We start from the raw sequence: 12,017 nt of genomic DNA on the forward strand, positions 1-12,017 counted from the left end.
CCCCTACTCGGACTCCCCCGTCCCCGCGGGTATTCCGCCGGATTTTCCCGCCGGCCCAGGTTCATTTCGGGCGGGGCCCGGGCGGCCCCCGCCGGGGGCCGCGCGGACGCCGGGGATCAGGCTCCCGTGGTCGCCAGGCGCTCCGTGAGGTGGGCGGCCACCTCGGCCAGGGCGATCTCGTGCTGCGCGGCGCCCTTGAGGTCCCGCAGGACCACGGCCTTCCGCTGCCACTCGTCGCGACCGACGATGAGCGCGTAGCGGGCGCCGCTGCGGTCGGCGCGGGAGAGCTCCTTGCCCAGCTTGCGCGGCTCCAGGGTGGTCGAGGTGCGAATCCCGGCCTGCCGGAGCTGCCGGGCGACCTCGCGGGAGGCCGGGACGAGCTCGTCGTCGACAGGGATCACGGCGACGTCGACCTCGTTCTTGGCCTCGGGCAGCAGGCCGTGGGTGTCGAGGAAGTCGTGCAGGGTGACGTCGCCCATGCCGAAGCCGATGCCGGGGATGCGCTGGTTGGTGAAGAGGCCGGCCAGGTCGCCGTAGCGGCCGCCGCCGAAGAGCGAGCGGTTGTTCGCCGGGGAGAGGTCGAACACCTCGAAGACGGTGGAGGTGTAGTACTGGAGTCCGCGCACGATGAAGGGGTCGAAGACGAAGAGGTCCTTGGCCTCGCTCTTCATCACCTGGGCCAGCGGGGAAGCCTCCCGGACCTCGTCGGGGAGGTCGGGCAGCACCTCGGCTCCGGAGCGCAGCGTGGACTCCAGGAGGTCGAACATCCGGCCGTCGACTCCGAACTCGGCGGCGTCCTCGCGCAGCTTCTCGGCCGGCACCTTCTCCCAGCGGTCGATGAGCGCCATGGTCTGCTGGTGTGCGCCCTCCGGCACCTTCACCACGTCGCGCAGGATGCTGTTGAGGATGGTCCGGTCGCCCACCCGCAGCACCCACATGTCGCGGGTCGCGCCGAGCGAGCCCATCACGTCGTGGATGAGGTCGAAGATCTCGATCTCGCAGTTCGGGCTGTCGGACCCGAAGACGTCGACGTTGAGCTGCCAGTGCTCACGGGTGCGGCCGCGCTGCGGACGCTCGTAGCGGTGGCAGTTGACGTGGCTGTACCAGCGCACCGGGAACTGGAGGCTGCCGGCGTTGGCGGCGATCATACGGGCGACCGAGGGGGTCATCTCCGGACGCAGCGCGATCCGGCGGCCGCCCCGGTCGGTGAGGGAGTACAGCTGCTGGTTCGCGATCTCCTGGCCGGACTTGGCCTCGTAGATCTCCGCGGACTCCAGGATCGGGCCGTCGTACCGTCCGTAGCCGTAACGCTCCACCGTCTCGTACAGATGGCCGAACACCTGCTGCCGTACGGACATCTCGGCAGGGAGGAAATCCCTGGTGCCTCGGTAGGGAGCGGTGGGCAGCAGACGACTCACGGAGGGGCTCCTATGGGGTGACGCGAAACAGCTGACAGTGTAACAAGGGGTGCTGACGTGACGTCAGGGCGACCAACGGGCGGACCGGCGCCCGGCGGGGCCTCAGTGTGGCAGGGGCGCGGGCGGCCGGTGGCCGAGGACGGCCGAACCCACCCTGACGTGCGTCGCACCCGCGGCGATCGCGGCCTCCAGGTCGCCGCTCATGCCGGCGGACATCACCACGGCCCCCGGATGCTCGCCGAGCAACCGCTCCCGGAGGCGCCGCAACCGGGCGAACGCCGGGCCGGCCGGCTCCTGCGGCGGGGCCACCGCCATCACCCCGGCCACCGTGAGCCGGGGCAGGCCGGCGATGAGCGCGGCGATCCGGGGCACCTCGTCGGGGTGGGCTCCGCCGCGGCCCGCGGTGCCGTCCAGGCTCACTTGGATCAGGCAGCGCAGGTCCCGCTCGGCCCGCTGGGCGGCCTTGCCGAGGGCGGACACCAGGGAGGCGCGGTCCACGGAGTGCACCATGTCGGCGTAACGGGCCACCGAGGGAGCCTTGTTGCTCTGGAGCTGCCCGATAAAGTGCCAGGACAGGGCCGGCGTGAGGTCGGCGCAGGCCGCTGCCTTCGCGGACGCCTGCCGGTCCTGGTTCTCACCCACGTCGCGGACGCCGAGCCCGGCCAGCAGGCGGACGTCCTCGGCGGGCCAGGTCTTGGTGGCGGTGATGAGGGTGATTCCGGTGTGGTCGCGTCCTGCCGCCCGGGCGGCGTCGCCGATCCGCTCGCGGACGGCGGCCAGCCGGCCGGCCAGGAAAGCCCGCCGGGCCTCCCGGGATTCCTCGGGGGCGGGGCGCGGGGGTGTCGTCACGGTCGGTCCTTCTCGTTCGCTAGTCGGGCAGGCCGGTCAGGGCCTCGGCCACCCGGTCGGCCTGTTCCCCGGTCAGTGCGGCGAACAGCGGTACCGAGACGGTGCTGTCCACGACGCGTTCGGCCACCGGGTACTCCCGCGGCTCCAGACCCAGCTGCCGGTGCAGCAGGTGCCGTGCCGGGATGAGGGGGTCGGCGGCGATGCCCGCGGCGCGCAGGTGGCCGATCCACCGCTGCTGCTGGGCGCGGCCGGCGGCCCGCAGGCAGTAGCGGTAGGGCACCTGGCCGGGGGCCAGCCCGGGCGGCGGCGCGACGTGCGGCGGCAGGGCCGCGCTGTACTGGGCGGCGACGGCGCGGCGGTGCGCGGCGATGTCGTCGAGGCGGCGGAACTGGCTGAGCGCCAGGGCCGCCGCGGGATCGGAGAGGCGGTGGTTGAACCGGGGGGCGTAGACCTCGCGGGCGGCCGGGTCCTGATGGCCGCGGACGCGTTCGAGGGCCGCGCGGTCGGACTGCAGCAGCATCCCGCCCTCACCCGCGGCGATCACCTTGGTGGCGTAGAAGGAGAACACCGCGGCGTCCCCGATCGCGCCGAGCGGACGGCCCCGCTCGTCGCGGCCGCCGAGGCTCTGGCAGCAGTCCTCCACCAGCAGCGCGGTCTTGGGGCGCAGGGCGTCCAGATCCGCCGGGTGGCCGTGGGTGTGTACGGCGATCACGGCGTCGAGGGGGCTCGCCGGGTCGAGCCGCTCGGGATCGATGCCCAGGGTCCGCTCGGTGACGTCCACGACCAGCGGGGTGCAGCCGGCGGCCAGCACGGCGTCCAGCAGGGCCGAGCAGCCGTAGGTGGGGACGGCGACGGTGGCGCCGCCGTCCCCGAGTCCGGCGCCGCGCAGTGCCAGCGTCAGCCCCGCGGTGCCCGATGAGACGGCGCAGGCGTGCATGGGGCGGAAGCGCTCGGCGAAGGCCGCTTCGAGCGCCGCGGTCCGGGGGCCGGTGGCGAGCCAGCCGGAGCGCAGGGCCTCGGTCACGGCGGCGATGTCGTCCTCGGTGACCAGCGGCCCGTTGTGGGGTACGGGGATCATGCCAGGCCCTCCTTGAGCCGGTCCAGCGCCTGGTGCAGCACACTCTCGCGTTTGCAGAACGCGAAGCGGACGTAGCGCTGCCCGGCGTCCGGGTCGGCGTAGAAGACCTGCTGGGGGATGGCGGCGACGCCGCAGCGGCCGGGCAGCGCACGGCAGAACTCCATGCCGTCCCTCTCGCCGAGCGGGGTGATGTCGGCGGTGATGAAGTACGTGCCCTGCGGCGGCCGCACCTCGAAGCCGAGCGCGCTCAGCCCGTCGGTCATCAGGTCCCGGCGTCGCCGAAGGGAGTCGGTGGCGGCGGTGAAGTACTCCTCGGGGAGGCGCAGGGCGTCGGCCACGGCGTACTGGAAGGGGGTGCCGCCGGCGAAGGAGAGGTGTTGCTTGACCTCGCGGACGGCGGTGACCAGATCGGCGGGGCCGCTCGCCCAGCCGACCTTCCAGCCGGTGAAGGAGAAGGACTTGCCGGCGGAGGAGACGGTGACGGTGCGCTCGAACATGCCGGGCAGGGTCGCGATGGGCTGGTGGACGCCCTCGAACACCAGGTGCTCGTAGACCTCGTCGGAAATGACCAGGAGGTCGTGGGCCCGGGCCAGCGCGGCCACCTCGTGGAGCTGCCCGGGGGTGAGGACCGCGCCGGTCGGGTTGTGGGGGGTGTTGAGCAGCAGGACCCGGGTCCGCCCGGTGATCGCGGCGGCCAGGGCCCGGGTGTCCAGGGTGAAGTCGGGCGCCCGCAGCCGGACCGGCACCAGGGTGGTGCCGGCCAGGGTGGCGCAGGCGGCGTAGGAGTCGTAGAAGGGCTCCAGGGCCACGATCTCGTCGCCGGGCGAGGTCAGCGCGAGCAGCGCGGCGGCCAGTGCTTCGGAGGCACCGGTGGTGACGACGGTCTCCCGGTCGGGGTCGATGTCCAGGCCGTAGCGCCGCCGCTGGTGGTCGGCGATGGCGCGGCGCAGGCCGGGAAGTCCAGGGACCGGCGGGTACTGGTGGTGGCCGGCGCGCAGCGCGCGGACGGCCGCCTCGACGACGGAGTCGGGGCCCGCGGTGTCGGGGAAGCCCTGGCCGAGGTTGACGGCGCCGTGCCGCTCGGCCAGCGCCGACATCTCGGCGAACACGTTGTGCCCGTGCGCGGCGAGGCGGCCGCGACGCGCGGGGACGGCCGGGGCGGCAGGTGCGCCGCCACGACTGCCGCTGCCGCTGCCGGGCCGGTGCTGCGGGTGCTGCGGGTGCTGCCGGTGCCCTGTCATGACCGGTCGCCGGCGGCGGCCGGCGCGGGCTCCGGCCGGTGGATTTCCAGCAGGGCGAAGCGGTGGAGCATCTGGCTGCCGTTGAGGTAGACCAGCGCCGGGTCCGCGGCGGTGCCGGGGCCGGCATCGGGGTCGGGCACGGTGTGCGAGCGCAGCGGGTCCTGCGGCTGCCGGGCGCGGGGTGCGGTGGGCAGGTAGCGGTGGAAGGCGTGCCGCAGTCCGGCCCCGTCCAGCAGCCGGCTGACGGTCTGCACGGAGAACTGGTTCCACCCGGGCAGCCACTCCGGGTCGCTGTCCGCATGGCGCAACCGGATGACGACGTCCACCGGTTCGGGGTTGAACAGGCCGAAGACGTAGGCGCGGCCACCGGGTGCGGTCAGGCGCAGCAGCGCGTCGATCCACTGCTGGGGGTCGTCGAAGTGGCTGTGCAGGGCGACCATGAACATGGTGGCGAACGGCCCGGCGGGCAGGGTGTCGGGCCGCAGTACGTCGCCGGTCAGGAAGCGCGCGCCGGGCACGCGCAGCCGAGCCTGCTCGATCAGGGTGGGCTGGAGGTCCACGCAGGTCAGGTCGGTGCCCGGGTGGCGGCCGAGGAGGTAGCGGGCGAACGCCCCGGCCGCGCAGCCCACTTCGCACACCGGCCCGTCCGGGTGGCCCCGCAGCCAGGGCTCGGCGTGGTCGACGACGAAGGGGAAGTAGTGCGGGTGCTCGCTGTCCACGGGGCGGTCGGCGTAGCGCAGGTCCAGATTGCGGGGGCCGCCGGCCGGCCCGGGCAGCGCCGTGTGCTGCGGCGTGGTGGTGTGGGGCGCCTGGCGGGGGGTGCTGGTCATCGGCCGTTCCCGGTGGTGGTGGGCTTGGGGGTGAGCGCGGCCAGCCGGGCGAATCCCTCGACGGGCAGGCTGCGGAAGGGCAGTTGGTCGCCGCAGGGCAGCGCGTTGCGCCGCAGGAAGTCCCGCAGGTCGTGGCCGACCTCGTCGAGGCCGCCGGTGAGCCGCCCGGAGCGCAGTTCGAACAGGGCGCGGTTGCGGCTGGTCCAGGGGCGCAGGTCGGGGCGGTCGTCCACGGCGAGCAGGTGGAAGCCGCGCCGGTGGGCCGCGTTGGCGTGGGCGTGGACGGCGTCGAGGCAGGTGTCCCCGGTGACCAGCAGCACGCGGTGGCGGCCCTCGACGTCGATGCCGCCGTCGGGGGTGCGCTCGGCGCTCAGGCCCTTCCACTGGAGCTCGGCAATCCATTCGTCGAGCAGGGCGTCCATGCGCCGGTGCGCCTCGTCGTCCTTCGGGGGCCGTTGCTCCAGGGTGCGTTTGACGGCGGCGGGCACGCCGCCCGCCAGCACTCCGGCGGGCAGGTCGCGGCTGACGACGCTGCCGGCCGCGACGATGGTGTCGGCACCGATGGTCACCCCGGGGAGCACCGTGGCGTGGTAGGCGAGCCAGACGTTGCGCTCGATGCGCACCGGCGCGAAGGTCGCGGGGTAGCCGTCCAGGAGCCGGTGACCGAAATGGAACCCATGGGTCCAGATGGTCAGGTGGGAGCCGGAACCGACCTGGTCGCCCAGGATGATCGGGTGGTTGGCGTTGAGGATGCTGTGCGGTCCGATCGCCACCCGGGCACCCAGGACGACGTGCGAGGTGGAGGCGGTGGTGCCGCCGTAGCCGACGCTGGTGCCCTGGCCGAGGTAGAGCAGCCGGTCGGCCTGGAAGGAGCGGCAGGTGACGTGGGTCCCGGACTCGATGCGCCCGCCGCCCTCGACCTCGAAGGCGTCGGCGACGAGCACCGTGACCGAGGCCTGGAGCTCGGTGGCGTCGCCCAGGAAGAGGGTTCCGGCGCGCAGGTCGCAGTCCTCGCCGATGGTGACGCCGTCGCGCAGCGTGAGGGTGTCCGCGGCCAGCACGGTGCCGGCGCCGATGGTCACGTCGCGGCCGATGAGGACGTTGGAGCCGAGCCAGGCGTGCACGCCCGGCCCGACCGTCGCTCCGGCCTCGATCAGCCGGCGCCGGCCGGCCGATCCGTCGTCGGGGGTCTGGTCGATGGTCACGTCGACCCCTTGCGGCTCTTCGCCAGCGCGGCGCCGAGGCTCTCGGCGAAGGCGGCGAACTCGGTCGCGGCCGGTCCGCCGTCGCGCTCCAGGGCTTCGGCGAGGCCGGGACAGCGGTCGGTGAACACCGGCGCCTTCACACCGGTCAGACGGGCGCCGGTGACGACGGTCTTCACCCATGTGGACTGGTACATGCCGGCGCCGTCGAGCCGGGCGCCGGACAGGTCGGACTGGCTGAAACGGCTGTAGGCGCAGTTGGCGCCCACCAGGCCGGCCTCGCGCAGATCGGCGGCGATGTAGGCCTGGACGAGGGTGGCACCGTCCAGGACGGCACGGCGCAGGCTCATGCCGCGCGGCGGATCACCGGTGATCATGGCCCGGTAGAGGTTGGCGTGGCGCAGGTTGGCCCGCGCGAGGCTGGAGTCGCGCACCGTGAGGCAGCGGCCGAGGAAGGTGCTCATCTCGGCGTCGGACAGGTCGCTCTCCACGATGTGGAGGTTCTCGCCGCGGGCGGCGGTGAGGACCGCGCCGCGCAGACTGCTCTCCAGGATGCTGCCGTTGTTCAGCGACGCCCCGCCGAGGCGGATCTGGGGCACGGTGCAGCGCGTCCAGCGGGCACCGGTGAGCTGGGCGCCGCTGAAGTCGGCGGAGGTGACGGCGAGGTCGGTGAAATCGGCGTCTGGTGCCTTGAGCCCGGCCGCCCGCCAGTCGTGCGCCTGGATGCCGGTGAGCCGCAGCTGCGGCAGCCCCGCGTCGGCGAGCACCAGGCCGTCGGCGGCGGTGAGCCGCTGGAGGGCCAGACCGTGACCGGCCACCGAACGCAGCGAGGTGTCGCGGAGGCTGGACTTGGTGACGGAGAGCTGGTCGACGCAGGAGCCGTCCAGGGCGGCGGAGTCCAGCAGGCATTCGCTGATCAGCGCGCTCTGGAGGTTCATGTTGCGCATCGAGGCGTCGGACAGGTCGCATTGGTAGAACGACGAGCCGGACAGGTGGCCGTCATCCAGGTGGGTGCCCCGCATGCTGCATCCGTGGAAGAGCGTGCCGGTGGCGTCCCGCAGCCCGGTCAGGTCGGCGCCGTCGAAGAGGCAGGTCTGGGCGGCCAGGGCGTGGACGTAGGCGGAGCGCAGGCTGGCACCGGTGAGGTCGGTGCGTTCCATCCCCGGGCAGACCATGCTGACTTCGGAGAGGTCGGCCTCCTGGAGGCGGGTGCCGTGCAGCAGGGCCCGGTTGAGGGTGGCGCGGCGCAGGTCGACCCGGCGCAGGTCGAGGTTGCTCAGGTCGGCCTCGGTGAGGTCCATGCCGCGGCCGGTGGTGTCGATCAGGCCCTGGGTGACCTCGGAGACGTGCTTGAGCAGCGCGGGGCGCAGTTCCTCGTCGGCGGCGGCCAGGCGCCGCAGTAGTTCCAGCGCGGTGGTGTCGGGCATCGGGGCTCCTCAGGTGTGGGCGGGACGGGGAGATCCGGCGGACGCGGTACGGGCGGGCTCGCCGGACGTACGAACGGCAGGGCCGCCGGGCGTACGAACGGCAGGGCCGTCCGGTGTGGGGCGGCCGGGCCGGCGGTGGCCGATCAGCTCGCGGATCCACCGGCTGATCTGCTCGGGCCCCGGGTCGCCGGGCGCCGGGGGCCGGTGCTCCAGGACGACGGCGGGGGCGCCGGTGAGGTCGAGCAGTTCGGGCAGCACCTCGGCCAGCGGGAGGTAGCCGTCGGCGGCCGACTGGCCGGCATGGGCGGGTTCGTGGCCGTGCTCGGGGTAGCGCGCGGCGGTGGTGTTGTAGAGGTGCATGCTGCGCACGACCGGACCCAGGGCGCGGGCGTAGCCGAGCGGCCCGTGCTCCGGACCGAGCAGGTGCGCGTGGCCGACGTCGAGGCAGAGCCCCAGCTCCGGGCGGCCGGCGAGGGCGTCGCGGTAGTGCGCCGCGGTGTGCAGCAGAGGGTGGGCGGAGAGGTTCTCCACCAGGACGGGGACCCCGTGCTCGCGGGCCAGCCCGCAGGCGGCGTCGAGGAAGTCACGGCACCAGCTGTCGAACCCCGCGAGCGGGTAGGGCGGATAGGGGCTCGGGAAGTGCACCACCACGTGGAGCGCGCCGAGGTCGGCCGCGCAGCGGACGGTGGCCTCGGTCAGCCGCAGCGCGGTCGCCGCCTCGTCCGGATCGGGGCCCGTGGGGGCGAACCTCCGCAGCGGGCGCGGCTCGTCGTAGGGGACGGGCGTGTGCAGCGCGGGCCGGATGCCGCGGCGGGCGCAGAACCGCTCGATCCCGGCGAGCATCGAGCGGGGGTAGTTGTAGAACTCCACGACCTCGGGGTCGTAGGCGAGCAGCCCCGTCAGATCGGTGCGGTCGGCCAGCACGCCGGTGGAGACGCCCAGCAGGGTCATGCCGCACCCCCCGCGGCGGCTCCGGCGGTCGCGGCGAGGCGCGCGGCCGCGGCCCGATCGGTCTTGCCGGTGCGCCCCAGCGGGGGCTGCTCGACGCGGTGCACCCGCTCGGGGACCTTGTGGGCCTCCAGCCGGCGCCGCCCGTGGGCCCGTAGCTCCTCCTCGGCGGGCATCCGGCCCGCTCGCGGTACGAAGAGCAGGTGCAGGCGCTCGCCCAGCAGCGCGTCCGGGACACCGACGGCCACGCACGCGGCGCAGTCGGGGTGATCGGCGTACGCGGCCTCCACCTCCAGTGGGGAGATCTTCGCGCCGCCGCGCACGATGAGCTGCTTGGCGCGCCCGACGAGCTCCACCCGGCCGTCCCGCGGCCGGTGCCGGGCGAGGTCGCCGGTGCGCAGCCAGCGGCCGGCCATGGTGGCGGCGGTGGCGGCGGGGTCGTCGAGGTAGCCGGTCATCAGATGGGGCGTACGGAGCCACAGTTCACCGACCGCACCAGTTTCGGCTTCGGCTTCGGCGCCGGGGGCGCCGTCCACGGGCACGATGCGGTACTCCACGCCGGGCGAGGGCCGCCCGATGGTGCCCGCCTCGTCGTCGTAGCGGTCGGGGGTGAGGATGAAGTCGGAGGTGGCGCTCTCGCTCAGCCCGAAGACGTCGGCGATCCCGGCGTGCGGCAGCAGGGCCCGCATCCCGCGGCCCAGTCCGGCCGGCAGGGGTTCGCCGCCGCAGATCCACGTGCCGGGGGAGCCCTCCGCGGCGAGCCGCGCCGCCAGGGCGGTGCCGTCAGGGGAGTCGAGTTCGCGGCGGATCAGGCGCAGCATGCTGGGGACGACAGCGGTCCGGTCGACGGTCCGCCGCGCAAGGAGCTCCAGCACCTGGCGGGCCCGGAACCGCGGGGTGAGCAGCAGGGTGCCGCCGGTGGCGAGGGTGAGCAGCGAGGTCCACTGCCCGAAGCTGAAGTTGAGGTGCAGCAGGTGCAGGGCGGTCTCGCCCTCTCCGAACGGCAGCGTCCGGGCGATCGTCTGGAGCTTGGTGTGCAGGGCGCGGTGGGAGAGCACCACGCCCTTGGGGCGGCCGGTGGAGCCGGAGGTGAAGACCACCAGGGCCTGATCGGCGTCCAGTTCGGCGGGCGGGACCGGCCGGCCGCCGGGGGCGCCGGCGGCGGTGTCCTGGACGATCCCGCTGATCCAGGGGTGGCCGGCCGGGCCGGTGGCGTCCGTCCAGGCCGCGGGGCGGTGCCGCGGGTCGCCGAGCAGCAGCCGGGCGCCGACGCGTTCGGCGGTGGCGCGCAGCACCAGCGCTGGGGAGTCCCGGTGCACCGGGACCACGACGGCGCCGGCGGACCATGCGCCGAGTTCGCACACGAGGTCGCCGCTGCGGTTGTCCACCGCGACGAGAACGGGTTCCCCGCGCCGGTGGCCGGCCGACGTCAGGGCGGCGGCGAGGGCGCGGCCCCGCTCGCCGAGGGCGCGGTAGCCGAGGGCGTCCTCCCCGTCGTCGAGGGCGACGCGGTCAGCGAAGCGCGCGCAGGCACGTTCGAGGAGCGCGTCGAGCCGCTGGGGCGCGCCCGCCAAGGGGGCGGCCGGGGTGCTGGTCAGGGTGGCGGGGGCGGTCACGCGGGCACCTTCCGGACGGCCGGCCGCCGGTCCCCGGGCAGTCCGTCCTCGGCGGGCAGCCCGTCCTGTGCCGGGTAGCGGAAGTCCTCGTCCTGGGCGCGGATGACGGTGCGCAGGCCGGTGTCCCACAACGACGCCGCGTAGCCCTGGCACTCCGCGAGGGTGCCGGCGGCCAGTGGGAACTCGGCGTGGTGCAGCGAGGTGAAGACCACCTCGAAGGCCTGCGGGAAGTCGATGCCGGGCAGGGCGGCCATCACGGCGGCGACCAGGTTGTCGAAGGAGAGCTGGTTGGGCGAGCGGGTGACGCAGACGACGTGGCCGCGCGGCCCGTCCGCGCGCCGCGGGGCCTCGTACAGGGGCGGATAGGTGGGGCGCCAGACGCAGGAGGACCGGTCGCGCCACATCGGCTCGACGACGGCGCGCAGCGCCTCGGGGTCGCGCCAGCGCGGTGGCAGCGAAATCCCGGGCGGGTAGGCCTGGGCGACGTCCTCGTAGTCCCCGAAGTCGGTGCCGGCCAGCAGGGCCCGGCAGTCGGGGCAGTGCTGCCCGAAGACGGAGAGCTGGAGCGCGAACTCCTCCCAGTGGTCCGGTGTGTGGACCACGTTGGCCCACACGCCGAGGCGGTAGGCGGCGCGCGCCTTGCGCTTGACGGCGGCGGCCGTCTCCACGGTGTCGTCGCCTCCGCGGACGACGATCACCTCCATGGGCCGGTGCGCGTACCAGAGGTCGAGGGTGAGGTGCTCCAGCGGGTTCTCGTCGCGTCGCATGTCGGCGAAGGCCCGGCGGATGTCGTCCTCGTCCAGCAGGAGCCGGTGGTGGCACAGGACGGTCAGTCCGGCCTCGCGCACCGTGTCGAGGACGTAAGGCTGGAGGCGGCGCGAGACCCCGTCCGGCTTGATCAGGAGCAGGGAGTGCTGGCTCTCCGGCGGGCGTTCCAACTGATTTCCCCTCACGTTCGCATGCTTGTCGCAGCGAGATTGACATAAAATCCACGACTGAGTCAATAAAACTGGTCAAGTTACGTCGAGCGGGCGAGGCGCTCTCGAACGCCCGGGCATGGGGCTGTGGTTGCGGCCGTACACCCCTTGAATAGACGCTCTCTCACATTATTGACAACTGGACTTGACTCTTGGGTCTAGGCCATGGTCATATCGCTTCACCGCAAGGGAACGAATGGCCTTGCGGGGTATCACACCCAATGAAGGAGAGTCATCATGACCCGTAACCACGCTGTCGGCATGCGCCCCCGCCTCGACAAGATCAAGGTTCGCTCGGGCAAGTAAGCAGGCCGAGTGCCGGGGGGGGGGCGGGGCTCCCAGCGCGCGCGCCCCCCCCCCCGGGCGGGGGGCGGGGGCGGACGGGGTGAAAAAAAACAAAACCCGCCACGCCCCCGAGGAAATGCGGGAGG

At 73.8% G+C, this 12,017-nt stretch carries 10 protein-coding genes; all 10 read right to left on the reverse strand.

Translation table 11 applies throughout. From position 1 onward, the window contains the following. Window positions 1-116 precede the first annotated feature (116 nt). Window positions 117-1,418, reverse strand: a complete 1,302-nt coding sequence (hisS, locus tag ACFWU6_RS32820; protein WP_383985008.1) for a histidine--tRNA ligase — start codon at window positions 1,416-1,418, stop codon at window positions 117-119. Between the two features lie 102 nt (window positions 1,419-1,520). After that, window positions 1,521-2,267 carry a YggS family pyridoxal phosphate-dependent enzyme gene (locus ACFWU6_RS32825; protein WP_383985011.1) on the reverse strand — a complete coding sequence of 249 codons (747 nt, stop codon included), beginning with the start codon at window positions 2,265-2,267 and terminating at the stop codon, window positions 1,521-1,523. Window positions 2,268-2,286: 19 nt separating this feature from the next. Continuing rightward, window positions 2,287-3,345, reverse strand: coding sequence for a DegT/DnrJ/EryC1/StrS family aminotransferase (locus ACFWU6_RS32830; protein WP_383985013.1), 1,059 nt, complete (start codon window positions 3,343-3,345; stop codon window positions 2,287-2,289). Then, window positions 3,342-4,586: a pyridoxal phosphate-dependent aminotransferase gene (locus ACFWU6_RS32835; RefSeq protein WP_383985016.1), complete on the reverse strand. Its 1,245-nt coding sequence runs from the start codon at window positions 4,584-4,586 to the stop codon at window positions 3,342-3,344. The genes ACFWU6_RS32830 and ACFWU6_RS32835 overlap by 4 nt, the downstream gene beginning before the upstream one ends. After that, on the reverse strand, window positions 4,583-5,416 hold the full coding sequence (locus ACFWU6_RS32840; RefSeq protein WP_383985018.1) for a class I SAM-dependent methyltransferase: 834 nt from the start codon (window positions 5,414-5,416) through the stop codon (window positions 4,583-4,585). Before ACFWU6_RS32840 ends, ACFWU6_RS32835 begins: the two co-directional genes overlap by 4 nt. Next, window positions 5,413-6,621, reverse strand: coding sequence for a DapH/DapD/GlmU-related protein (locus ACFWU6_RS32845; RefSeq protein ID WP_383812515.1), 1,209 nt, complete (start codon window positions 6,619-6,621; stop codon window positions 5,413-5,415). Before ACFWU6_RS32845 ends, ACFWU6_RS32840 begins: the two co-directional genes overlap by 4 nt. After that, the gene (locus ACFWU6_RS32850; RefSeq protein ID WP_383985021.1) at window positions 6,618-8,045 is read right to left on the reverse strand and encodes a pentapeptide repeat-containing protein; all 1,428 of its coding nucleotides are present in this window, start codon (window positions 8,043-8,045) and stop codon (window positions 6,618-6,620) included. The genes ACFWU6_RS32845 and ACFWU6_RS32850 overlap by 4 nt, the downstream gene beginning before the upstream one ends. Before the next feature lie 9 nt (window positions 8,046-8,054). Then, window positions 8,055-8,996 (reverse strand): sugar phosphate isomerase/epimerase family protein, encoded by a 942-nt coding sequence (locus ACFWU6_RS32855; protein ID WP_383985023.1) that lies wholly within the window; start codon window positions 8,994-8,996, stop codon window positions 8,055-8,057. Next, a complete protein-coding gene (locus tag ACFWU6_RS32860; protein ID WP_383812520.1) occupies window positions 8,993-10,609 on the reverse strand; it encodes a class I adenylate-forming enzyme family protein in 1,617 nt (538 codons plus the stop codon). Before ACFWU6_RS32860 ends, ACFWU6_RS32855 begins: the two co-directional genes overlap by 4 nt. Next, window positions 10,606-11,562, reverse strand: coding sequence for a hypothetical protein (locus ACFWU6_RS32865; RefSeq protein ID WP_383985026.1), 957 nt, complete (start codon window positions 11,560-11,562; stop codon window positions 10,606-10,608). Before ACFWU6_RS32865 ends, ACFWU6_RS32860 begins: the two co-directional genes overlap by 4 nt. Window positions 11,563-12,017: the final 455 nt, after the last annotated feature.

It is taken from the genome of Streptomyces sp. NPDC058674 (genome assembly GCF_042716505.1).
Taxonomy (GTDB): Bacteria; Actinomycetota; Actinomycetes; order Streptomycetales; family Streptomycetaceae; genus Streptomyces.